Here is a 24730-nt window from a genome sequence, read left to right as displayed (position 1 = left end):
CTTCGAAGGATCCTCCACGGTGTCAGGGCTCCTTGAGCAATGAGCGAGCTCGCTGCACGTAACTGTTCGCGCCCCAGCTACGGGCGTCACTGATCGCATCGAGGAGCAGCCGCGCATCGGCAGCTGATAGGTGTTCAGCTCGAACGAGAACCGAGAGCAGCGTCGGTGTCGTGACGAGCCGAGTATCAGCGAGTGAGGCGTGGATCAAGCCAAGTTGGTTGAACTCGTCACAGAGGAAGAGCGTAGCATTGAGATCGTTCGCGAGCGTGACCGCCGCGTTTTCACCGTCATCGAGGGGGAACTCGGCATCGAGGTCGACCGACTGTGTCGTGAATGACTCTGTTTGGTCGAGGACGGCGGACGCGGCGTGTCCATGGACGTCATCGTACGAGGCGATCTCTTGGAGTTCATCGATGACCGCTGTTGGGACGACGACCTCGTACCGGGAGAGACAGAGTGCGAGTGGATCGGGGTCGTCGTCAGTAACGATTCCGAGACTCACGAGGGCGGAGGCGTCTGCGATAAGCCGCGACATCTATGCGTCGGCGACCTCGTCGATGAAGTCCTCGTCCAACTGCTGTTTCAACACGCGGAGGTTTGCCGCCTCCTCGGCACCGACGAGCGCTTTGACCTGCTCGAAGCTGATCTCATCGTCGTAATAGGCGGCGGCGATCTCCTGGGTGAGTGCGTCGTCGTGAGCGGCGTCTTGGAGGTACTCCCGAAGCGCGGTCACGAGGACGTCTGTTCGGTCTTCTCCGAGGACTGCGGCCAGTGCGTCGGCCCGGTCGATGAGCCGATTGGGGGCCCGAAACTGCACGCGCTTCTTATCGGTGCTCATAATGTGTACATTGTGAGCCAACGCACTTAGCCGTTTTCGTGTGTACAATGTGAGCCCACGTGGCCTAGCGTCACTCGGACACGAGATGCTCCTCGAGATCGCGCGTCCAGTATGTCGCGAGCCCGCCCGGACTACAGCGGGCGCACAGACCTGTATCGGGCCTTCCAGATGCCCGAGTTCGACCCGGAACCGGGTGAGCGCCGCGAGCGTGTCGACGACCAGTCCACAGCCGTCACAGGCGACGTGATCGCGCTCGTCGGGATCTGGCTCCGTCTGGATCGCGCAGTCGATGCAGATCGGGTGGGTGACCCGCTCGTCTTGCCCCAAGGTATGGGCCTCGCCAGTCTCGGTACCGGGCGGCGCGTCGCAAAAGGCACAGCCACCGAGGGTCTGCTGCATCATTCGCCCTCCCCGTCGGCGTCGCGGCCGGCCGTCCAGCCACGGTGGAAGACGGCCAGCTGCGTCGATGAGTCGAACGTGGTGACGCTCGGTTCGTGAACCAGAACGTGGTCCTCGGGAACCGGAGTGACGACGGCCGCGTCGACGAGGTCGCTGACTAGGCGTTGGGCCGTCGCGTCGTCGATGTCCGCCGTGTTGACGCTGGTGGCGTCGCGGTCCTGGGCGAGCTGTTCTTTCTCGAACTGTTCGTAGTCGCGACTCGTGTCGTCGTACGGATCAGGACCAGGCATAATGAGTCACGCAGCGCACGCTGTCGCGCGCTGCAAGCCCCGCCTGGTATCATCTGAGTGGCCTGTGGCTACGTCAAGTCCTCCGCCTACAATAACAAACTGATACAGGCGTTCAGGTATCCTCAATCAAGCCTATCTGAGCAGAGAGAAAAACAATCCAGAAAAACATCCGGAATCCCGGACTCCTGATTAGTTTGTAGAGCCGCCAGGCGAAGCCTGAGTCGTCGTTGGATCGTGAACTACCCCTAACACGGCGGATTTAGACGGTGATGACGCACTGATTATAGCATAAGTTCTGGATATTCTGATAAAGCAGAAATATTAAATTATCTTATTAGTTAGTAAACTAATAAATATTTTTGATAGCATTATAAGTCATGCAACTAGAAAATTAAGGCATTGCCGTCTAACACTACATATCACAAAATAGAACCCTATAGTTCGTTCACAGGTTTTTTATTCAGGCCAATATCAATACATGCTGGTGAATTCAAGGCGGAATTTACCAACTGTGTAAGAAAATAAATATAACGGCGACAGCGGATCACCGGTGGGGAATCGGTGGGTAAGCAAGACGCTTCGAACAGAGACATCCATGTCAACCCAAACACAAGCATCGAACGCATCGGCTTCACAATCAACACTCTACACTCACGCAAAGCGACGGTTCGCACAAGCCTGGCTCACGCCCGGCGTGCGACAGGCAACGCAGCTACTGTTGCTCCTTACACTGTTTGCTGGCTCTGCAATGGGCCAGACCGACGTCGGGAACATCTACTGTGATACTGCGGTTGAAGACGGTGTCGACGTCGTCTTCGGGGCACTGGCTGGCCTTGGCCTCCCAGCAACGATGGTGTTCGTCGGTCGCAGTGGTCTTTCGTACATGCGCGCGTCGGGGAACCCGAACCAGCAAAACGAGGCCCGTCGGGACCTCATCCTCTCGCTTGTCGGCCTTGGCGTTGTCGTGCTAGCAATCGTGGCCCCAGAACTCATCACGAAGTTCGGGGACAACATTGGCTTTGGCTTCTCGGACTGCGTGACGCCATTCTAAATACGATGCCAACACTCCGCTCACTGCTGGTGATCGCGGCCCTTTGCTCGCTGTTCTCGACAGCTGCGGCTGCGGGGCCTACGTCTGCCACTGGCAGCGACCCGGCCCAGATTGAGCGGGGGACGGCACACTCTCTCACCGACAGGAGTCTCAGTGGCGTGGGGGTACTCCAACAAAACGCCACTGCACCGAATGGCTCCAGCGGAGAGAGATCGCAAGCGAACGACACTGAAAACGATGAATCCAGAGTCCGAGGGCCAGCAAACAACGGGACAGCAGCCAACGGAACCAAGGGCAACGAGACCGTTGATCGAGGGTCAGCAGCGGACCAAACAGAAGCGAACAGATCCGTCGAAGTAGGATCGAGGCGACAGAACCTCAGCGCGCAGGTTTCGTGCTATGAGAACGCCTCGAATCCGCCGGTCAATGCCTCTGTTGGGGACAACGCGACAGCAGGCGTCGTGCCTCCGAACCGGTCCTACAACCACAATCACACGTTCTTCCGTGCGCTGTGGTCTGGCGACCCAGACCATCCGAACCTCACACGGGCCGACCGGTCAGCGGCTGAGAACGGCACGCTAGCCGTTCTGCCCTCCTGCACGGGAGATATGGTCTCTCGTGAACCATCAAACGTGGCGCTGTGGAATCGGCCCGAACACGATTCGTTCCGGACTGGGATCGAGACCTCCTCACGACCAGTGAACGTCACCGATACTCGCTCTGGACTCTGGATTCGTGACGCCTACGTCGCGTTTTTTAGCGTCGAGCCGTCGACAGTTGTCCATCAGGAGTCGGGGACAGGGCGTCTGGTCCGTCCGAATGGGACTGTCCGTGCGATCCACGATTACCGGATAGACCTCTCGGAGTTCGTCGAGGATGACTATCGGCTGGTGAACACGTCGACGAAGACGACGCTGTACGCTAACGGGACGGAGATGGACAACAGCACTGCCGCCCAGCCCACGCTCAACTATACCGGGATCAACGGAACCACCGAACTTCGTTTGGAGACGATAATCTCGGTGAACCTCTCGAATCGTATTGGTGACGGGGTCACCGAGTATGGGCTGACGGTCACGGACTCACGGACGGTCCAGGTAGAGAATCTCTCCGAGCGGGAGATTACCGTTGAACCCGGCGTCGTCCCCAACGGCCGAGGGGCCACAACCGACGAGTATCGGATCGGGACTGTAATCCCCGGCAGCTGGCAAAGCGTCCGCTTCGATGCCGGATATGGGGTCCAGAGCCAGTGGCGGTTCTACACTCGCTCACCGCCGGGCTGGGAGAACTGGTCGGAGAACACGACGACGCCAGTACGACCACTCGAAACCCACGCTGTCCGAACGACGGAAGGCCCGGAGGTCACGGTCAACCGCGTCCAAAATGAGAGTTCCGACGGCTGGCGGTTCGTCCCATCGCTCGAAGCGACGTATCCGACGAATGCGACTGTGAACACGACGGCGAACGCGACTAACAGGACGACGCTCCCGCCGGAGATTCGGATCAACCGTTCGGAGACGTTCACGACGGCGGACCGATTTACCATTCGGAGTGCGGAACAACTCCGGACGGAGGACTTCGAGATCCGCGGACTCGTCCGCGGGAACAGCATCGAACAGCCAGCGGACTCAACGAACCCGACGCCGATCCGCGAGGTCAACATCACCTCCGAGGTCGTCAACTCGACCCACAACTCGACGGAACTGCTGGTCCGGGTCGAACCGACAGCTGGCTTCCCGATTGCGGCAGGGAACGTCACTGTCGCAACGGGCCAGTCCCGGGTCGAACGGTCACTGTCTGGCGATGATGAGATTACGGTCACCGTCGACCAGGGCGAAGTCTCCTCGGCGATCATCCAGTACAGCCCGACCCAAATCTGGTGGGAGCAAGGGCGTGCTGTCCCGGTACGAGACACCCAAGAGCGGGTTACGTATGAACTCGACCTCCCGGACCTTGCGGAGTTCATCGACCTCGCTGTAGTGACGCTCCTGACGTTGTTGCCGGCTGTGCTGGCGCTGTATGGCTACGACGTCTGGACGAGAGGCAAATTTGTTGGTTGGTATAATCCATGACAAAGCAAGATATACCACAAAACAGCAGTATCGACCGCAGAACAGTGCTTGGGCTCCTTAGTGGGGGTCTTGCCGCGCTTGCAGGATGCAGTGGCGGGCTGTTTGATAGCAGTGACAGAGGTGACGGAAGCGCCGGCCCGCCAGAAAAGCAGTCCGACTACATCGAAGAGACATCGATTGAGATTGTAGAGAACGGCCGCCAATTGGCTCTGGAAGTGGCTGTGACCAATGAGATCGAGCCGTCATCGGTCAGCATCATCACAGAGTCCGGTCGGGAGTTCTCCAGTGACTACTTCAGTCCTGGTGAAACCCGGACACGCCTCTCGCTAACAGAAGGAGAGGACTCGTATGAACCGCTGCCTCGGGGTCAGCACACGCTCTATCTCCGTGGTGATGACGTCGAAACTGAACTCCCACTCGAACTGGGCACCACGTTTGAGTTTGAGGAGGTTATCCCTGGGACTGAATATCCAGACTTCGTCGATGGTAGCTTGGCGATGGTTGTGCGGAACGTGGGCCAACGCACAGACGCAGCATCACAGACGCTTCTAGATGGTGAAACGAGAAGTGATCGCTTTGTACCAGTGGAGCCCGGTGAATCTGCTGCCGTTAAATTTGATTTTCTCCTCAAGGATGGCCCAGGAATATGTGCAAGAGCTGATGAAGCTGGTGAGATAGCTGATATTAACCACCATCTGGCAGTTAACTTCCTCTGGAGTGATACAGTTACAGTTTCTCATACCATCAAATATAACAATACTGATGGGTGCAAAAAGTCGCTAGTTGGTGAGCCAGAGGAAGTCATCACAACCCCGACGAAGACGGAGACGGAGACGTAGCAATGCAGTCGGGAATTGCTGGGGAAATCGTGAAGGAGGTTGTCGAGAGGGTGGTTGGAGAACTCTCGTCGGCAATTACAGCTGGTATCAGTGGCTTCCTTGATCAACTCAGAACAGACATAATTGGGTATTTTGAGGGGTTCTTTGAGTGGCTTATTGACCCGATGGTAGGCACACCTTCTCCCGAAGGACCGAATTCAGCAGCTCCTGTCGACATTGCATTTGAGTCTGCGAGTAATGCTCCGTGGGACGCGTTAATCTCGAATATATACTTCGATGCAATCGTTGGGTTAGCGCTCAGCATCCAGTTTTCTGTTCTGGCGATGATCGGGCTTAGATACGGGTCGATGAACCCGGTTATCCGGAAGAAGCTCCTTCGCCGACTCGGTGTTGCCTTCCTTTCGCTGTTCTTCTGGCTCCCGGTAGCCTCGCTGGGGACGCAGTTCTTCGATGCGATTGGCCGAACACTATACAAGGGATCACACACCCCCACGGAGGCAGCCGCACTAATCGGTTCAGCCGAGCAAATTGCGGAACTCAGCCTTGGGATCTTCGTCGTCCTCATCATTGTCGGACTGTACGTTTACCTCAAGGCGGCGTTCATCTTCATCACCCGATGGCTGCTGGTCTTCCTGCTGACGCTGTCGATGCCACTGGTCGCGACGTTCTGGGCGGTGGAAGTCTGGCCAATGAACCGCTTCTCAGGACTGGCGAAACAGGTCGCCGGCGCGTACCCCGGAGTCCTCGTTGCGGGTATCCCGCCTGCAATCCTGATACGCATGAGCTTCGAAGCGACAAACTGGGGACTGGCTTCTGAGCTGTCGCTGTTCATCAGCCTCGTGACGCTGTACTTGGCGGCGAAGTCCCAGAAGATCCTCATCCAGCGCAGTAGCCGCGTTGCGATTCAAGTCAGCGAGCAGGCGCTTGCCGGCGGCAAAAAATCGGTCGCAAAACCAGCAAAGATTGGAGCGGCAGCTACTGGCGCAGCGGCCACAGCTGGAGCGGGAGCGGTCGGTGGACCTGGCGCAGCAATGGCGACAGGTGGCACGATTCGAGCTGCCTCAAGTGCCGCCAAAGGACGCGTCGGCGGCGCTGCCACGGGTGCTCAGATGGTCCATCGACAGATGGCAGCCAACCCCGCTGGCATGAGGAGCAATACCAGCAGTACCAACGGAGCTGGGAGCGGTGGAAACAGTACTAACGGCTCCGGTGGTGGCGGAAGTAGTATCAACGGGTCCGGCGGTGGCGGCAGCAGTGGTTCCGGTGGCTCAGGTGGTTCCGCCCCACCCTCTGGCGGCAGTGGTAGTAGTGGATCCGGTGGCTCAGGTGGTCCCACATCGCCTTCCAATGGTAGTGGCGGACCCAGCGGTTCATCTGCTGGAAGTGCTCTCAACCGCAAGTTCACTGATTCCAGCAACAGGAGTTCTGCGTCCGGCGACTCCACTGGAACCAGTCCATCTGACGGCGACTCAATCAATGAGCGCCAGACACAGATCAACTCCGGCGATACCAGGGTCTACGAGTCTGACGTCGACCCGCCATTCTCCGACGAGGATTTCGCTGAAAACGACAGTTCAGGGACCGATACCGATGCGTCCGAGTCGTATGACACGCTCAAGGATGTGTTTGCAACTGATGACGATGTATTAGGGCCGGATGTGTACCGAGACGGCCTGCCAGACACATACTCGGAGGACGATAGCTAATGGCTGACTCACAAGAAGACTACAACACGAACATCATCCACGAATCCCTCGGAGATACGACTAACTTCTGGGGAGACTACACGCTCGGGGAACTCATTCTGTTCCTCATCCCGCCGTTTGGCTTCCTCGTCGCGATGGGAATGCCATTCGTACCAGCAGCACTGTTCTTCCCAGCGTTGGGACTGGCGGCGCTCGCCGAAGTATTCCTTTATATCCTCCACAGAGTCCGCCCGGACCACTACCGGCTGACTGAGTGGCTGCGAGTCAGACTGTTCTGGCTCGTCAAAAAGCGCCACTACACCCACGACCAGGGCAATCAGGACACTCGCCAAGTCACACGACTTGAGCGGATCATGCCCCACGGCATTGAGCGCGTCGACGGAGCGTACGTCGGCGCAGTTGAGGTTGAGCCCGCCAACATGGCGCTGCAGGACGACGAGAAATGGGACAAAGCCGTCACATCGCTCACACGGCTGTCTGAATCACTGACTGGGCGAGCGAAGCTTCACGTCACGACGGCCGAGGTCGACAACGAGTCTCATATCGAGTCCCACATCCACCGACTTGAAGATCCCGATGCGAAGAGTCACCCAATCTTCCGGGGGGTGTTGACAGAGTTCGTCAACCGCTATACCGACGACAGCGGCACCGTCGAGACCGAGACTGAGATTCAGCGCAAGTACTACATCGTCGTCTGGGTCACCGACAAGGATATCCATGACCTCCAGACGAACAGCGACTCCATCGCGGATTATCTAGCCGGGATTCCCGTTTTCGGACGGGTTTTCGGTCGCTTCGACAGTGACACGCTCACTGAGGCCGAGCGAGAGGAGTTCAAGGCCAAGAAACTCCACGACCGGCTCGGGACCGTCGATAGGGCAGTCAATAACCTGTATCGGTGTCGTAGCCGTTCGGTCAGCCCCCACGAGCTGGCACACTTGACCGAGGACTACTGGGCCTGTGAAACCCGGTCTGAACGCGAGTACGAAGAGGCGGCCTCAGTCTCCCCGGTGACGTACTCTGCACGGGAACTCATCAAGCACGGGAACGGTGCTGCAGCCCACGACGCTGCGGAGGGCATGGAGACTGACGATGTCGGCGGGACCGACTACGAGGTCGATGAGACTGACTTCGTCTCCCAACTACACAGGCCAGGAGAGAATCATCGGTCACTGGTCGCGCCGACGGATATCGAGTGGGCAGCCGACCATGCCCTCATCGATCAGGAGACGTACACGCGTTGCTTCTGGATCGAGACATATCCCGAGCATCCGACCAATGGGATGCTTGAGCAACTGCTGCTGGATACGGAGCTTGCTGTCGATGTCTCAATCCACATCGACCCATACGATTCTGATGCAGCAGTGTCGGTGATGAAAGAGTGGATCTCCTCGTTGAAGATGCTGCAAAACGACAAGGGAGAGCTTGAAGCGGAAGATATCGAACAGGAGGTCAACCAGGCGAAGTACATCCGACAGATGGTTCGGCGCAATCACACGTCGCTGTTCCGTGTCGGGGTGTTCATCCGGATCACCGCGGAGACCGAAGAAGAACTCCGCAAGCAAACGAACCGGCTCGAAACGCTGCTGCGGGATTCACCATCGAACTGCGGGGTCAAACGAACGACCCGCCGGCAGGAAGAAGGACTGGTGACAGTCTCACCGATCGGGGCCAACGAACTGGGCCAGAACCGGCTTTCCTCGATGACTGGGGACGCCCTCGGATCGCTGTTCCCGTTCTCGTCGAACTACCTCCGGATGGATAACGGAATCGAGTACGGACTGCACGGGCACAATGATTCCTCGCTGTTGATCGACCCATGGGCGCTCGAAACCGGCCACTCGGAGCTAGTGACTGGGATGCCCGGGGGCGGGAAGACACACGGCACGCAGGCTCGGGCGATGCGGATGCTGAAAAAGCGGTCGGACGTCAAGCAGATCTACATCGACCCGGTCGGGGATATGCACGGCAGCGCGAAGATGCTGGATGCAAAGACGATCACAATCAGCGGCGAGACGCCGCTGAACCCGTGCGAGATGCATCCGACGCCTCAGCATGTCCTCGAACAATCGCCGGATATGCAGCCTGTCTCCGCAAAGAAAGACGAAGTCTACGGGGTCATCGAGAACTTCCTCCAATCTCGGGATGTCGATCTGGAGATGCACAGCGGACTCATCACGTTCCTGATCGACACAATCTTCGCCGAGTCCGAGATCGACCCGACTGACCCGTCGACGCATACGCCGGAGAACTCGCCCAACCTGAGTGACTTCCTGGAAGTGGTTGACCGCCTCCAAGAAGAGCCGGGTATGTTCCCGGGAGCGACGACGGAATCTTCCCGGGAGAAAATCCAGCAGTACGCAAATGAACTCTCGATTGCGTTGCATCCGTTCCGGCCGGGGAGTACCTTTGGCAACCTCTCGAAAGAGTCGGACCTGCGGCTGATCGACGATAGCAGCAAGGCCGTGTATCTGGATCTCCAGCAAGTCGAAGGCTCGGGCAGTGGCCTCGGCAAGCAGTCGTTCATTATGCAGTTGCTTCTGAGCACGCTGTACCAGCAGGCGAAAAACATGGAACAGAAGGTGGAGATCATCATCGACGAAGCCCACTACCTGTTCAACGACGACGCGAATTTGGAGTCGCTGAACCAGATTGCTCGACACCAGCGCCACGCCAGACTGCGACTGGTGATGCTGTCCCAGACGCTCTCGGAGTTCGAGGACAAGGGCGCAGCCGAGGAAATCGCGGGGATGTGCCCGATCAAGGTCCATCACCGAGAGCCGGAGTTAGGCGACGAGACAGCAACAAGCGCTGGACTGACGAGCGAACAGCAGTCCTACATCCAGCACGCGGAAGCTGGGAAAGAGTCACTGGGTGACGGTCAAGGCTACTCACAAGCGCTGGTCCGCGTCGACGAACACGGCGATTACCCGCTGACGATCAAGACGTCGTGGGAGGAAAAGCAAATCATTGACCTCGACGCTGACGCGGAAGATGCGCTTGACGTTGTTGCTCACGAGGTTGACCCCCACGTTGCAGACTTCGAAGAGTTTGTGCGCTCCCAAGCAGTCGAGCAGGAGCTAACCAACCACGGACTGTCGCCTGAGCAGGCTGAACACGTCCTCAATGGACTCAGCGAAGAGGAATTGGTAGACATTGTGTCTGTGGCACTTGACCAGACACAGCCGGATGCAGTTCTCGCTGATGGTAGTATCGAGGAACAGAACGATCCAACACCAGTTGACTACATGGACTGATTCACATGAGTGAAAGTATCACATTTTCGATGAGCGCAGAGAAAAAGAAACAGATTGTAACGCAGGCTGAGAAGAACGACGAAACGGTAACTCAGTTCCTGCTTAAAGCGGCAGAACAGCGTATATCTCGTGAACTGCAGGAGCAACGTGCTAACGAACTGGGGGTTGCAGATGAACTGCAAGACCTTGCTGATAGCGTCACTGGCGAAGTGAGCGCTGCAACGGATATCGACACAGATCAAGAACTGTGTCACACTGTAGCACTGTGGGAGTTGATTTCGAGTAAGTATGATGCTGATACTCGGGCTGCCGCAATGGAGGAAGCACCAGAGAAGTTGCAGGAGCAGGTAGCGAAAGTTGGCGGAGGTGATGACTGATGACAGAGCGAGATGAAGTTCTTCAGATATACACGACCAGCGAAAACAAGGAATGGATCACAGAGCGGGCTGACATAGAAGGGAAGACGATCTCGGATATCGGCCACAGTCTCGTTGAAGAGTATATTGACCGCGAAACTGGTGCAACCCAGTTTGAGCGGTACGGGACCGATACGCAACTCGAACTCGTCATGGAGAATATCCGGAGTGACATCATGGATGAGCTAGACGAGTTCAAATCCGAAACGCTAGAGGAACTGAAGATGGTCCAGAAGGTCCGGACAGCATACACCATCGCCATCTGGAAACTGCTGCAGGAGGACCACGATGATGCACACCTCAGATTAGCGATGAAATTTGCGACCGACCGCATTGGACGGGAGCCAGCTACAGAGACAACAAACGGGAGTGACGCAGACTCAGGAGAGCAGGGTCGTGAGTCTTCGGTGGCGACTAATGCTGGGGGTGACGGTGCATGATACTGCCAACGGATTATCAGCGGAGTGGAGCAGGGAATCTCGTTGACTACATCCGGCGCGACCGGGACCAGAACGCCGGCGCGACAGTTGACCTGCGGAATCCGGCCGGGCGAGAACTGTCCGACCCAGAGGTGAATCGGTTCGTCGACAAGAGTCAAGAGTTCGGATTCCAGCGGCACATGATCGTCTCTCCTGACCCCACCGGACAATACTCACCAGAAGAGGTGAATGCCAACACTCGGGAACTTATGAACCGCGAGTTCGCCCGGCAGCCGACAACTGACTACGTGTACGGTGTCCACCAGAATACGGAGTTCCCACACGCACACGTTGCGGTGACCGGGGAACCAGCAGAGTTGGAACTAGATCGAGAGGATATCCAACAACTACGCGAACAAGCAGCGACCGTATTTGAAGAACCCACTCGAACACGAGACCCAACGGCAACTGCTCGCGATGCTCCGGAGAATCCCGGCCGGGTCGTGGATCGAGAAGCTCGGGAACAGTACCACGAGGCAGAACTGTCGTTGAACCCCCAAGCGGAAAAAGCACTCAAGCGGGCAACTGAGAAGGGGCAGCAGAAAGACGTCGGACAGCCCACGGCTGAGAAAGCGCGCGATGAGCGCCAAACTGACCCACTCTCAGAGCGTGCTGCGGAGAAGGGTGAAGAGCAAGCGGCAACTGAACGCGAACCCGAAGCTGACCCCGAACGCAAGCGTGGGTGGTGGCAGTGAGTTCTAGTTCCTCTGCACCACCAGGACAACGCTCCGGAGAGGTCCCGAATAGTCTCAAGTACGACAACGTCGTCGGGTTCGTCTGGGCCGGGTTCATGCTGCTGTTCCCGCCGATGATCGTCGATAGTGACAAGGTCCTCCCGAAGCGATTCTGGGCGTGGCGCTACATCTACCTCGGCTTCGGACTCATCAGCGCGGCATTCTTCTACGACGTGCTTGTTCAGACACCCAGCTCAGCGCTGTTGTTCCCGTTCGCACACGTTCTGGCTGCCATCTCGGTCGGGACACTATTCGCTGACTTCACAGTCCCCGGGCTATCACTGCCGATGGTCTCATACTCGACCACGGTGATCCTGTATGCCATCTCAATCGGTATCGTGTTCTCCGGGGAACTGCTTCGTCGAACCTCGCCGGAAATGCTCGCGATGAACCGGTGGGATCACGACGACGGGGAGTCGGTTGTCCCACTGGAAGAGGTCTCTCACGAACACGAAGAGGCCGAGATGCCGTTCACGCTCGATCAGGATGTCTCTACAGCCGTCGTGGGCGAGACTGGTTCGGGAAAGACGTCAATGATGAAGCTGCTGGCCTACCAGTTCCCGTACTACAGTAACACGGCAGTCATCGCTCACGATACCGGGGAGGACTTTCAAACGTTCTATGCGGATCTAGGATTTGAGGTTCAGCGCATCCGCCACGAAGATAGCGATGTGGTCTGGAATCTGTTCAAGGACGCCGATTCAGAGTCGGACTTCCGTGAGGTCGCCGGCGCGATCTTCGGCGAGGCTGACGGCCACGACCCATTCCATCGGCCCGCAAAACAGACCTTCGCGGAGATGCTAATGTACCTCCATCTCAGCGCACAAAAGAACAATCGCCGTCACGCGCTCTGTCATGCTGATATCGTCTCGTTGCTCAAGGAGGGCCATATCGCGCTCAAGAAGGCACTTGATGAGTTCGACAGACTGGACTCGGGCCATATCGACCCTGAGAAGGGGAAAGGCGCACAGAACGTCTACCAGACGATCAAGGAGAACGTCGACCCCGTCTTCACCGGTGACTTCGGAGAGTACGGGGAGTTCTCCCTGCAAGAATACATCGAGAACCCGGAAGGCCGGGTCCTCATTATCGACTCGAACCCAACCGAACTGGAAACGCTCGGGCCGATGTATCAACTGCTCGTAGACTGGTCGATCCGCTACGCGATGAATTCTTCAAACTCGACGGTCCACATCCTCGACGAGATTGACGCGCTGCCGGCGCTCACTCAGGTGACGAACCTTACGGCCCGAGGGCGGAAACACAAGGCTCGGGCACTGGTCGGCGTACAGACAATCGGCCAGCTCAAGGACACATACAGTACAATCTCTGGGATTGTCGGCAACTGCCCGCAAGGCGTTTACTTCGGACCTGGTGACAGCGAGTCGACGGACTTCATCCTCGACGAACTCGGCGAGAGCCGCCAGTATGACCGGTCCGAGATGGTCTCAATGAGCCACCAGGGGCGCGGCGAGAACCCACGGACACAGGCTCGGGACACCTACCGAGAGAAGGACAAAACGCCGATTACCTCCGGCCTGCTCCGAGACTTCCAGCCCGGCGAGTGCGTTGCCGTCTCCCGAACGACGTGGGTCCACGGTCAGTCCTACGAACTGGCGGATGTTCGCGATAGCCTCCCGGCGCAGGGTGCGGAGTCGCCGGGCAGTTCGGAACCAGAGCCCACTGCAGATGACACCGACATAGAGAGTGACAGCTGGTTCTCGTTCACTCGGGCGCGACTCCATGATGTACTCCGTGGGTCCGTTGGTGAGACCCACGACGATGCGTCCAGAGATCGTGGCCTGGATCGTGACCCCGAAGTTGAGCCGACCGTCGACGCGACAGACGGGTTGGGCGACGACGGGTCGAGCGACCCACTCGACCAGACAACAGCAAACACTGCCGTCACATTCCCGGACACGGACGACCCAGATATATCAGATAAAGAAGATGAGTACGACGGTGGCGATCACGACCAGCAGTCGGACGACAATGGTGGTAACTTCTCCTCTGACGAGTCACCGAACCCCACCGATGATGAGACGGAATCCGCTGAGAAAGTAGACCCTGAATCGTCCTCAGAATCAGACGCAACTGAGACTGATGATCAAGACAAAACAGAGTCAGAAGAAAGAGGGCACGACCCGGCTGGGTTCATGTGACTGCTTCTCCACAGAGTAGCGAGAGAGTCTTAGAAAATCTATACTTTTGCGGATGCCCTCTCGATCTCTCGTTGTTTCTTCACTGATAGAGTCCTCTGACCGTAGTACCTCAATAGAGCCATTGTCAGACCTCCAGTAAAGTATCTCCAGCTAACTGATTCTGGATAAAATCGCAAGATAGCGCCGGTTTTTCTCCTATCTGATTCTATTAGCTGAGTGACCAATTCACAAAAAATCGCAATACGTGGGAAGTGTGATTCACAAAATAATCGGTTCTTTAACTTGCCGTGCTTTGCGGGGCGGTCTGAGAGCGATTTTCGCGAGAAATGTATAGTCAATCTAACATTGGGTGCGTGGGTCGATAGGCCCGATACAAACAGGGGTGAAATCCGTTCAGGCCACCTGCACTCACACCTATTGGGGAGCAGATATGTCTCGACTCACTCCCCAGAGTCCGATCGGGACTGCACACGACGGGCCAACCCCACCGAGCATCATGTGAGTCCACTGCCCCAAGCACGGCGGCGGCCACCGACGTCCAAGGCCACGCCGATCACGACCACACTCGAACTGAGCCAGAACTGGCAGACCCACGCTCGACCCTCGCTCGCTTTGGGCTCCTCATGGCGCACACCTTGTCGCTCACCGACTAGGAACTACACCACCTTGTCCGGAGATTTATATCCGATCTCCAACAGGTACAATGCACCTTGTTTTCGCACTTTACAAATACTATAATTTAGTGTAGCATTCAGCCGAGAACCAGCCGATTCCCGGCGGGGATCGCGCCCGCCACTGCAGGCACGATGGACCGGCGTGAGGCGCGCGATAGCGCCGAACGGAGCGTTCCGTCGTCCTCGTGAGCGGTAGCGAACGAGGGCTCGACAGACGACCAACGGGAGTCTGTCAGTGGCATCGCGCGCTGGTGCGCTCCACCAATCACCCATCCCAGATGCGCCCCGGCTGGCAGACCCACGCCTGCGATTTGTTCAGGAGTCCGTAGAGCATAGTTGGTTGCCAGCGTCTGCGAACCCTGTTTCGAACATTACGAGACTGGAGTAGGATTTATTAAAAAACGCGTCTATGTTCGTACAATGCGCGAAGCGATCGTCACGATGAGTGACGAAGCACTCGAGGAGATGGGGCTCGGTGACTTGGTTGCCTACACCAGGGACGCCGGTGTCCGTGAACTCGAGGAACTCGACTGCCACGGAAACGGCGGCGTGATGCAACTCGAAGTCGAGGAGAAACTCGATGGCGAGCGCCTCTCAGCGTTCGAGGCTGTCTCCCAGTGGGAGTTCGTCGCAGAGAAAGAACATACCTATCTCTATCTGATCGAGATAGTCGCGCCGGATCTGACCGACGAGATTACCGACTACGGCGATGAGCTGGTCGGGACCTGTGATCCCTCGATGACCGAGCACGGTGCCACGATGGAACTTGTCGGTCCCCAGCAGACGATCAGCGAGACTCTCCGAGAGTACGAGGCTGCCGGCATCTCGCCGGAACTGGAGAAACTCGGCGACTACGACGGCACCGAGACAGACCTCGATGCGCTCACAGAGCGCCAGAGAGAGATCGTGTACGCTGCCTACGAGATGGGGTTTTACGAAGTTCCCCGTGAGGTGTCGACAGAAGAGGTGGCCGCTGAACTGGATTTAGACGCCTCGACGGTGGCCGAACATCTTCAGCGGGCCGAACGGAACCTCCTCTCTCAGAAATTCGGAGCGCGGTGATAATCCGCTGACTGTGGTCGTTGTTTCGTGAAACGGTCCGGTATTCTCGGCTATCCTACAGTCACACGTTCTCTGTCGTGTTCGAGGACTCCCCGCAAGAGGGGACTGCGATCGTAACTGTGTAGATTCCACCGAGGAACGATGTCTCGGTAGTGAGTTCGAGGTCGGTATCGGCCGTCATCGGTTCTAGACGACGGGTGAGGTCCGCAAACAGAAACCGAGCAACTGGATTGATCGCACGACGCAGAAGCGACGGCTTTGTGCCCTCGGGAACGAACTTGTCATAGATGGAGACACGTCCTTCGGAGTTGAGAACGCGTGCTGTCTCGGCGAGGACTCTCTTGGGATTTGGAACCACTGACAGGATGAGATGGAGCAATACGACATCGAAGGAGTTGTCTTCGAAGGAAAGCGACCGGGCGTCCCCGACTCGTGCGTCCACGTCCAGCCCTACCGAGTCGCCTCGCCTCTCTGTCCGTCGCACCATCGCTGGCGTCACGTCGATGGCGGTGACCTCCACTCCGGCTGGCAGGTGTTCGAGATCCATGCCGGTTCCGGATCCCGGGATGAGGACGCGGTCGCCGGGCTGGATGTCAAGCCGTTCGATAGCACGTTTGCGGCCCCGCTCCAGCGGTTTCGCACCCCAGTCGTAGACTGGCGCGTACAGTCCGTATCTGGTCCGATTCCACCAGTTTGAGACCGTCATACTGTGGTTTCCTGTTGGGCTTCGGAACTATCACGATACAGCGTGACGCCCACGACGAACAGCCAGACGAAGCTAAGTGCCTGTGAACCGATAGCCACCAGACTCGCCGGGGACCGGACGGGCGCAAACGTTACGAGTGCCACGACACCCGCAAGCGCAGTCATCACGCCGACGAGACAACCGAGCCAGAGGAGCGCCCGATGGGTCAGTCGCGTCCTTGCCAGCGCCACCGCGAGTGCCGTGATCGCACTTCCGACTATGATCGCGAACATGAGCATGTGACCGGTACCGAAGGGATGGAGCAGCGGCAGTGACAGCATCTCGTGAGCGTTCTGCTGATAGGCGATCACATCCACATACACCCACGTCGCCCATTGGAGCGTGTGGAGCACGCCTAATCCGACGAGGCCACTAGCCACATAGCCGACGATACCAGTCCGCGACGCAGGACGGGTGACGACGAGCCGTACCGTTCCGATAGCGACGAATGCCGTCGCCACGATCCAAAGCACGTGACTCAGCATCCACGGTACTGGTGTGGATGCGCCTGGCTGACCGCTCTGTGTCAGGACGGCACTCCCCGCGAAGAACGCACTCGCCCCACAGAGAAACGCCGTCCCTTCCCTCCGGGCCATATCGGCGATCAGCTCGCTGGTCGTCCGCTCGGTGCCTGGTCTGATTGATTCAGTTGCCACGTTGTCTCACCGTAGTCCATAACTCGAACGGGAGTCTAATCGGGATATCTGCCCATCTGCTGGGCAGATTTAAGTCGTGTTGATGTCCGAGCCGCTGGCGTTACGGCCGGCAGACGTATCTGATGAAGCGTTCGAGGCTTGATTCGACCGACTGCGCTGACAATTTCTGTCACTGGAACGTACGACAAGCACTACGGCTATTCCGCCACTCAGCCAGAGCGCACTCACAACGAGTATTGGGTGCGTCGGGAGGGCCGAGACAATCAGTAGCGTCGCAGGGACGATAGCCGCATAACTCAGCGATGTCAGTAGCGGAGGAGCACGTTGACTGCTTCTCTCTTGTGTGTGCGTGATGGCGCGCGTTCTCTGGGGTGGAGGTTGGATATGCACTGGTTATCCCCTCAAGAATACAGACGCCGTACTGGGGTGTTTCTCTGACGCCCACTGTTCTGGGTGGATTTATTAGACGCTCACATCGGTCATACGGAGGAATACCGTCCTCAAGGATGGTGACTACGTGCCGTGCATTTTGCACAGAGACGAGGCTGGCTCCAGCCAGAATCCGCCGACATTTACCCCGCTCTGGACGAAACTGGTTGTACAGCGGACCGAAACGATCCCACCGGGTGTTCGTGGATACAATAGTTGGTATGGATACCGTGACATGAACAGCGGAATGTCCTGCTTTCGTCATCCCGCGCAGTATGACACACTATTGCTATTGACATCCTCCTCCGCGTAAACGCGGAGAAATCCCGAGCGGTGAGAGTTTCAGGTTTGCAGTCCAATCGACGGACTACCAGACCTTTCGAGCACGGGTAGTCCCATGGTATCGGGCTGGTGGACTGCTGGCGGTGCCAAGCTGCCGTTACCCCTATCTTCGACCATGAACGGCGTCCCGGTGTTGTTTTTGCCACAGGGACGCCAGCAGGCGTCGGCAGAGTTGGGGATATCGTCTGATTCGCTTTGAGCAGTCGGCACAGACACACCCTTCAAGGATGTGCGTTCACCGACTACCCTTTCGGATACTACCTCGTTACGAGGGCGGACAGGCCGCCTCCGAAGGACGGTTCGGAATCCGCTCCGTTCCGACCGATTCCTACCTACTGAGAGGGGTTCCTGTCGCTTAAACGCCAGTATTCTGAAACTCAGAGTGCTCTCAAACGTGGATGCGCTCCCGCGACGGCGCGTATCCACCGCGTGAACGCCGTGCTATTGCGTCTGTTCAGTATAAACCAGCCCAAATCACGGGGAGCAAAGACGACGCTGTAGCTTCTCGTATCATTAACTGCGATGTGTGACACAGACAGCGATACCACGACAGTCGACGTCACCGATGGATGCTGTGGCGTCAACGCACAGAAAACGAAAGCCGGGGGTGGCTCCGGTCACTGGCTTGGGGAAGCCGGGCTTGACCAGCGGCTCCCCGACGACTTGCGAACCGCGCTCGGACGCTTCTTCGGCGTCGAATCAGTGGATACGCTGGCCGAATGGAGCGAGCAGATCCATCGGCAAACCGGCGGTGGCTCCATCGACGTCGATCAGCTTTGCCACACCGATGAGGAAACAGACCACTGGGGTGAGGTAACTGGCGACCGTCACCACTTCCGGTGTTTCTACGACGCAATCATCCTCGCTGCATTGGAAAACGAACCCATTGACGTTCACACGGTCAGCCCCGACGGAGTGGTTATCGAAGCCCACGCGGTGGGTAACGAGGAGCTGTCGGTCGACCCCGAAACGGCTGTCTTCTCACTGGGAATCGGACTGGAGGCTCACGAAGAGTCAGGCGGTGACCCGACGCTTCAGGACAGTTATGCTGCTATCTGTCCATACGTCAAGGCCTTTGCCGACCGCGATGCGTACGACACGTGGGCCGATGCCGTCCCCGCCGCAACCGTAGCCACGCCGATGTCAGGTGCGACAGCGTTCGCTCGAGCACTGACCACGGAGGGTGACGATGAGCAAAAATAACACTAGACCGTCCATGCTCACCGGATATCGGGACCATACTCTTGCCGATGTCAAGGAGACCTACCGTGAGCAGGCTACGACAATGGCCAATATGGACTGGCTCAATCAGGCGTTCACTGGTCGGTATCGTCGAGCCCTGTTTGGCGATGCGACCGGCCGAGTCCTCGACGTGGGCTGTGGCGTCGGGACCAGCGCCCAGTATCTCGGCCGAGATACTGAGTATGTTGGCATCGACATCAGTGATGCGGTGCTCACAGAGGCGGAGCAGCGTCTTGACGACAGCCCACAGGAAACGACACTGTACGAGATGGATGCCCAAGATCTCGACTTTCCAAACGATAGTTTCGATACCGTCATATCCTCACTGTCGACGTGTACGTTTCCCAACCGGGTCGAGGCGCTCTCGGAGATGGGGCGCGTATGTGCGCCGGATGGACGAATTCTACTGTTAGAGCACGGTCGAAGCAGCGTCGGACCCATCGCCCGTTTCCAAGACTGGCGGGCAGACGCACATTTCGAGAAACACAGCTGTCGGTGGAATCAGGATCCACTCGCCGTTGTCGCCGAGTCACCACTAACGACTATCGAGTCATCGTCCGCCTTCTTCGGTATGATTACTGCTATCGAAGCCCGTCCAGCGTAACGATCGCATTTGTGGGGACAAGCGAGGGGATCGACGCATGGGATCGAGAGGACATCACGTAGTTGCCCCGGACAAGTGCTGTGTCGCTACTTTGTTATTTGTTTGGCTACGAATCCGTAGCGGCAGTACGAGTTCCACCGCACATGTGCCCTGTACTGAGCGATTCGAGTCGATGAAATCGGGTGAGGAACTGGTGAGCGATACGCGCCCTCCATCTTGCACCCAAGTCTTGACAAGACTCGGATAGAGAGACTATGAGATCCGTTCTGTGAGACGCTCTTCTCGCTGCTATCTCAGATACCTGACTCCAGTTAGGGTCGCATACTGCCGAGAGACTAGCGAAAGAGCAGTCTCCTCCACGTCCCAGCGACAGGCCGGGATCGCGCCCGCTACCGCAGGCACGATGGACCGCCGCGAGGCGCGCGATAGCGTCGAGCGCAGCGCCCCGTCGGCGTCGCGCGCTGTCACGACCTACTAGCCACTCGCCCGACCTTGTTCCGGGCCGGCTGGCCCACGGCCACGCACACACCAGGGCATCAGCACTCCCACAGCCTCTGCCAGACTGACCCACGTCGACCCGCCGTCGCTGTCGTGCTCCAGTCCGTGCGCGTGGTTGTCTCGTCGCCGCCCGGCGTGCCGGTGGCGGCGACGAGGCCGCGTGCGCGAGCACCTCCCACAGCGTCCGAGAGACCCCCTTCGGTGGGGGAGGTCCCAGCCGACGCCGGGCGTTAGTTCGCCTTGGAGTGGGCGTTGCCCAGCGTCACAGCAACCGCCCGATCAGTATCTCGCTCGTTGGCCCACTGATGCGTGTCTGACTCTGCATTCCACGAGGCCACCGTCGGGCTATCACCGGCGGAGCCGAACATGCTGCTCCCGTGTCCGGTCGGTGCGGGACCGTCGCCGCGCTCAATGACACACAGCAGGGTGTCACTCGTGACGGCCACCGTTGTCATGCCGTTGTACTCGCCGGGCTTGCCCCCGCAGATTCGCACCCGGTCGCCTTCGTGGAGCGTCCGCACCATCTCACCGCCGTGGACTGACTTGCCCCAGACCGTGACCTTCGCCGTCGTACCCTCGTCATCTTCGATGTAGGCCACCTGGTACTGATTGCGGGCGTCTGGCTCCTCAATGAGATGGGTAACCTTGCCTTCAACGGTACACTCCCAGCCGTAGGGCGAGACATCCGCGATAGGCGTCGGTGCGTCCATTGCGGCCCGGGCATCTAGCTGGGTGGAAAACGCAGCGCTACACAGGTCTTCGCCGTCGTCAAGAGACTCTGCAAGGAGCCGACTGGCAGCCGCTCGGGTCATGGTCGTCTGCTCTGCGATGGTGTCGGCCTGCTGGTTGACCTCGGCCAGCGTGTCGGCGTCCATGTCGGCCCGTGGATCGTCGTGGTCGAAATTCTCCGGGTGCTGGCTAATCGCGTCTGCGAGCTGTCGAGTGCCCGCTTCTCGGTCCACACCGTCGACGTGAGCGCGTGCCACCTCGGAATGTCGGGCTTGCTCGGCTTCGCGGGCGTGGCGTTCCTCTTGCTGTCGCAGCGTTTCGCCAAAGCGTCGGTTTGGTCCGACCTCGGTCGAGCGGGTCCAGTCGTATGCTTCTTCCTGACGGGCGTAGTAGTTGCCACGGCTATCGCTGCCCTTGTTCATCCGGAAATCGAGTTCGTCGCCGTTTTCGGTCTTTGCGACCTGTTCTAGAAGTTGCTCGGGGCCACCCTCGACGTGGGCCGAAAGGGAAACCGTCTGGTTGCTTGCCGATGCTTTCTTGCCGCTGGAATTGCTAGCGTACATTGTCTTTCACGTCACCACGGAAAGACACTTGTCGGGTGTACTATCACCCGATTTCTGCGGCGTGAAACTGCTTCATCAGCGCCGCGTGTGTCGCGTCTTTCCGTATCTATTGACAGAAGTGTCTACTACTTAAAGACACCGAAGAAATTGGATTGTTTCAAGTGTAGTTTTCTGGTGTTTGAGTGGCTCTAAACAACGTATTCTTGTTCGCATTTCGAGGGAAATTAGTATATAAAAGACGGTGTGAGATTGACACCTCCGACGGGCGGTCTCATCGTGTGCGGTTGCGGTGAGCCAGCATCCCGAGGGGCCAAGCGAGTGCCGGATGGGTGAAAGCCCGGCAGCGCAACGAAGTGAGCAGCCCGGAACACAGGGCACGCAGTGCCCGTCCTCGTTCCGGCGAGGGAGCGCCGGCCCCACGGGTTCCTCACCCAGATCGCGCGCGACTTCAACGTGCGCGTCGAATCCTGCTGTGCCGTGCTGTAGCAGTCGGGTGGGACTGAAAGGGGCACGCCGCTGGCGCTTGCTGTGGTCGTGTCAGCGGCCCCTATCCGCGGGCGGTTTGCGCGGATATGTCGCTGAGCGACCGCCAGCGGCGTGGGGATTTCAAGATGTGCTGAGCCGACACCGCACTCGTCGCCGCGATCCCGTTTGGAGTGGTTTCAGTACCGCAAGCCCCAGCAGTCCCGCTACGGTCGGTAGTTTCGCCATCAGTAGCTCCATGCGTCCCGCCGCCAACAGTGCCACGAGTCCTGTTGTCCGAAGTGTTGCCGCCCTCGACACCGTCACGAGTGTCATAATACTCGACTCCAGGCCCAGCAGCCGCAGAACTCTCCGCCCATCGCACACGAGACACACCCTGCCTGCGCTAGCTTCGTCCACTCTCTTCCCACGTCCCGGCTCCAGCAAGAGCGAGAGTGCCGCCCAGCGGCGGCTGTCCGCCGGTCGGGCGTCACACCAGCAGCCATCCGGTCCTGCCCGGCGGTCAGTCCCACGCCGACTCACACCGGTCTCTCGGGTTCTCAGCCGGCCTGCCAGCCCCACGCTGCTATCCACCAAGCGTCAATCCGTTCCGCCCGGCCGTCTGCCCCACGCTGAAAGGGACCGACTGCCAGCGGTAATAAGTCGTGTCACTCTCGTCTCTAACCGCGTATGGCTCCGATATGTGTCGTTTTTCCTGGTGGAGTCCCGTTTCAGTCCCGTCAAGACTGATGGTACAAGAGGACTGAAGGAGTAGCGCTATCGACGAACGCTGACAAAGCTGGAAACGTACGATCTGATCGAGGTCTCGGAGTGCCTTGGCACAGAGATTACCGTATCTATGTCAGTATTGTTGCTTCAGGGGATATCGAACCGCCTGTCCAGTGAAATTCTAGTTCTACCCCAACGCTTATTCAATGATAACTGGTATACCAACTATATGAGCGAGGAATCGGCACGAATTTACAATCGAGCACGCCGAAACGGAATTTCCTCAGTCGAGGCATGGGAGGACCTGCAATCTCTCTCCGAGGATATCGACTGGGATGTTGAGCGGATGCTGTCTGAGTCTTCTACATCTACTGATGCGGACCGTGAACTGCCACAGTAAGTTCTGAATGGATGTTTTTGACTCGAATATCTGGATATTCGGCCTGACACAGACGTGTGAGGAAGCGGTTTTGCTTGTTGACAAAGCGATTCAAAATGCCTATCACGTCGGTGTGAGCGCATATATTTTCGAAGAAGTGATGCACAATCTCCAACGTTCTGACCACGACCAGAAACTAATCGAGCGAGTGCAAACCCGCTTTGCTGACATCGTCTACGGAAACCCAACCATTCACGGGCCAACTCAGACAGAAATCCGCGAAATGGATCTGAATTCAGTCCGCCAGGACCCTCGTGTCCAAGCAATGGGAGAGGCATTCAATATTCAAAACAAAGACGTCCCGATCGTCGTCTTTGCCCGGCAGTGTGCTCATCCACAGGATACCCCAGAGGTAGTAATTCATACGGCCGACCGCGAATTTTCTCGTTTCAACCCGCAGCAATACTTTGAGAACATCGCAATGCAATATGTGGACTGCTCATCTTAGAAACCCGGCAAACACTTATTTTCGAGGCAATTAGAATTTCCACTGGAAGGAACAGTGCCACACGCTCCTTCCGTCCCCTTTCCATGCCAAACGACACGCAACGTCTTGGTCGCTGTCCGGACTGCGACAAACATATCACGACCGCGTGGATTCTGGTTGAATACGAGAAGGATGACGGCACAGAAGGTATCTGGGCAGAGTGTCCGTCGTGTGAAGACGTTGTTGCGCCGGAGTGAGTTCAGGCAGAATCAAGTACGTCTACCCGAGTGTCTCGTACAGAATACTCATGGATATTCCTACCCAGCTACGGTGTCTATTTGCTGCGACTGTCGAAGAGCGAGACGACTCCTACGTGATCGAAGTGCCAGCTAAAGAGCTTCGGCTTGGTGACCTGCAGCAGGGTGAGACGTACCGTGTCGCGCTGCTATCGGCATCGACGGATGATGACACCGAACAAGCCAATACGGAGTCACAGCCCGAACGTAGACCGCCGAAACCTCCGGTCGAAGAGGGAGAGCAACGCACTGTCGAAATCGAGGACATTGGCGACCAGGGCGATGGGATCACCCGAGTCGAACGTGGATTTGTGGTCATTGTTCCGGATACCGACGTTGGAGAGCGTGTCGTCATCGAGATTACTGACGTTGGAGAGAGCGTCGCCTTTGCGGAGGTTGTTGAACGGCTGAGTTACTACGAGTAGTCGGTACTATTGGAATACGGTTCTTCAGGTACAGTTTCGCCCAAAACAGTGATGCATAAAAGTCCGGACTGAACAATCAGATATTTACAGAATCGATAGAATGATTTCGTATGGTCTGGGATGTTATTATCGGATTTATCCTCCTTGTGGCCGGCACCTATATCG

At 57.7% G+C, this 24730-nt stretch carries 20 protein-coding genes and 2 pseudogenes; 15 read left to right on the top strand and 7 right to left on the bottom strand.

From position 1 onward, the window contains the following. Positions 1–22 precede the first annotated feature (22 nt). From ACOZ4I_RS19620 to ACOZ4I_RS19605, 4 genes and pseudogenes are all read right to left on the bottom strand, one after another. The gene (locus tag ACOZ4I_RS19620) at positions 23–535 is read right to left on the bottom strand and encodes a hypothetical protein (RefSeq protein WP_135823107.1); all 513 of its coding nucleotides are present in this window, start codon (positions 533–535) and stop codon (positions 23–25) included. Then, the gene (locus ACOZ4I_RS19615) at positions 536–838 is read right to left on the bottom strand and encodes a hypothetical protein (RefSeq protein ID WP_424005424.1); all 303 of its coding nucleotides are present in this window, start codon (positions 836–838) and stop codon (positions 536–538) included. A 70-nt stretch (positions 839–908) separates the two neighbouring features. Next, positions 909–1237 (bottom strand): annotated as a pseudogene (locus ACOZ4I_RS19610) (DUF7558 family protein). Further along, complete coding sequence (locus ACOZ4I_RS19605) at positions 1237–1527, bottom strand: hypothetical protein (protein WP_424005422.1); 291 nt, start codon at positions 1525–1527, stop codon at positions 1237–1239. Before ACOZ4I_RS19605 ends, ACOZ4I_RS19610 begins: the two are co-directional and overlap by 1 nt. A gap of 595 nt (positions 1528–2122) precedes the next feature. On the opposite strand from ACOZ4I_RS19605, the gene ACOZ4I_RS19600 reads away from it, so the two are divergent. The 10 genes from ACOZ4I_RS19600 (at position 2123) to ACOZ4I_RS19555 (ending at position 15979) form a co-directional block, all read left to right on the top strand. Continuing rightward, positions 2123–2578 (top strand): hypothetical protein, encoded by a 456-nt coding sequence (locus ACOZ4I_RS19600; protein WP_424005420.1) that lies wholly within the window; start codon positions 2123–2125, stop codon positions 2576–2578. 5 nt (positions 2579–2583) lie between these two features. Next, positions 2584–4650, top strand: a complete 2067-nt coding sequence (locus tag ACOZ4I_RS19595) for a hypothetical protein (protein ID WP_424005419.1) — start codon at positions 2584–2586, stop codon at positions 4648–4650. Then, positions 4647–5489, top strand: coding sequence for a hypothetical protein (locus ACOZ4I_RS19590; protein WP_424005418.1), 843 nt, complete (start codon positions 4647–4649; stop codon positions 5487–5489). The genes ACOZ4I_RS19595 and ACOZ4I_RS19590 overlap by 4 nt, the downstream gene beginning before the upstream one ends. A 2-nt stretch (positions 5490–5491) precedes the next feature. After that, positions 5492–7195 carry a hypothetical protein gene (locus ACOZ4I_RS19585; protein WP_424005416.1) on the top strand — a complete coding sequence of 568 codons (1704 nt, stop codon included), beginning with the start codon at positions 5492–5494 and terminating at the stop codon, positions 7193–7195. Beyond that, positions 7195–10452, top strand: coding sequence for a VirB4 family type IV secretion system protein (locus ACOZ4I_RS19580; protein ID WP_424005414.1), 3258 nt, complete (start codon positions 7195–7197; stop codon positions 10450–10452). The genes ACOZ4I_RS19585 and ACOZ4I_RS19580 overlap by 1 nt, the downstream gene beginning before the upstream one ends. A gap of 5 nt (positions 10453–10457) precedes the next feature. Next, the gene (locus ACOZ4I_RS19575) at positions 10458–10829 is read left to right on the top strand and encodes a hypothetical protein (protein WP_424005412.1); all 372 of its coding nucleotides are present in this window, start codon (positions 10458–10460) and stop codon (positions 10827–10829) included. Next, positions 10829–11308, top strand: coding sequence for a hypothetical protein (locus ACOZ4I_RS19570; RefSeq protein WP_424005410.1), 480 nt, complete (start codon positions 10829–10831; stop codon positions 11306–11308). The genes ACOZ4I_RS19575 and ACOZ4I_RS19570 overlap by 1 nt, the downstream gene beginning before the upstream one ends. Continuing rightward, entirely contained in the window at positions 11305–12042 is a 738-nt protein-coding gene (locus ACOZ4I_RS19565) for a relaxase/mobilization nuclease domain-containing protein (protein ID WP_424005409.1), read from the top strand. Before ACOZ4I_RS19570 ends, ACOZ4I_RS19565 begins: the two co-directional genes overlap by 4 nt. Continuing rightward, positions 12039–14243, top strand: coding sequence for a type IV secretion system DNA-binding domain-containing protein (locus ACOZ4I_RS19560; RefSeq protein WP_424005407.1), 2205 nt, complete (start codon positions 12039–12041; stop codon positions 14241–14243). Before ACOZ4I_RS19565 ends, ACOZ4I_RS19560 begins: the two co-directional genes overlap by 4 nt. Before the next feature lie 1094 nt (positions 14244–15337). Beyond that, positions 15338–15979 carry a helix-turn-helix domain-containing protein gene (locus ACOZ4I_RS19555; protein ID WP_424005406.1) on the top strand — a complete coding sequence of 214 codons (642 nt, stop codon included), beginning with the start codon at positions 15338–15340 and terminating at the stop codon, positions 15977–15979. Positions 15980–16040: 61 nt separating this feature from the next. Here ACOZ4I_RS19555 and ACOZ4I_RS19550 read toward each other — a convergent pair whose 3' ends face one another. Both ACOZ4I_RS19550 and ACOZ4I_RS19545 read right to left on the bottom strand, forming a co-directional pair. Then, a complete protein-coding gene (locus ACOZ4I_RS19550) occupies positions 16041–16685 on the bottom strand; it encodes a class I SAM-dependent methyltransferase (protein WP_424005405.1) in 645 nt (214 codons plus the stop codon). Continuing rightward, on the bottom strand, positions 16682–17380 hold the full coding sequence (locus ACOZ4I_RS19545) for a hypothetical protein (protein ID WP_424005404.1): 699 nt from the start codon (positions 17378–17380) through the stop codon (positions 16682–16684). The genes ACOZ4I_RS19550 and ACOZ4I_RS19545 overlap by 4 nt, the downstream gene beginning before the upstream one ends. 1293 nt (positions 17381–18673) lie before the next feature. On the opposite strand from ACOZ4I_RS19545, the gene merB reads away from it, so the two are divergent. Then, on the top strand, positions 18674–19354 hold the full coding sequence (gene merB, locus ACOZ4I_RS19540) for an organomercurial lyase (protein ID WP_424005403.1): 681 nt from the start codon (positions 18674–18676) through the stop codon (positions 19352–19354). Further along, a complete protein-coding gene (locus ACOZ4I_RS19535) occupies positions 19341–19997 on the top strand; it encodes a class I SAM-dependent methyltransferase (protein WP_424005402.1) in 657 nt (218 codons plus the stop codon). The genes merB and ACOZ4I_RS19535 overlap by 14 nt, the downstream gene beginning before the upstream one ends. A 746-nt stretch (positions 19998–20743) precedes the next feature. On the opposite strand, the pseudogene ACOZ4I_RS19530 reads toward ACOZ4I_RS19535, so the two are convergent. Continuing rightward, positions 20744–21787 (bottom strand): annotated as a pseudogene (locus ACOZ4I_RS19530) (SOSS complex subunit B family protein); the annotation flags it as partial. Between the two features lie 1420 nt (positions 21788–23207). On the opposite strand from ACOZ4I_RS19530, the gene ACOZ4I_RS19525 reads away from it, so the two are divergent. From ACOZ4I_RS19525 to ACOZ4I_RS19515, 3 genes are all read left to right on the top strand, one after another. Further along, a complete protein-coding gene (locus ACOZ4I_RS19525) occupies positions 23208–23378 on the top strand; it encodes a hypothetical protein (RefSeq protein WP_424005573.1) in 171 nt (56 codons plus the stop codon). A gap of 7 nt (positions 23379–23385) precedes the next feature. Then, positions 23386–23865, top strand: a complete 480-nt coding sequence (locus tag ACOZ4I_RS19520; RefSeq protein WP_424005571.1) for a hypothetical protein — start codon at positions 23386–23388, stop codon at positions 23863–23865. A gap of 286 nt (positions 23866–24151) precedes the next feature. Next, a complete protein-coding gene (locus ACOZ4I_RS19515) occupies positions 24152–24565 on the top strand; it encodes a TRAM domain-containing protein (RefSeq protein ID WP_424005570.1) in 414 nt (137 codons plus the stop codon). Positions 24566–24730 lie beyond the last annotated feature (165 nt).

The organism is Haloarcula salina, assembly GCF_049603855.1.
GTDB classification, from domain to species: Archaea; Halobacteriota; Halobacteria; order Halobacteriales; family Haloarculaceae; genus Haloarcula; species Haloarcula salina_A.
The sequence above is the reverse complement of the archived record's forward strand: the minus strand, read 5'-3'. Positions and strand labels throughout refer to the sequence as shown.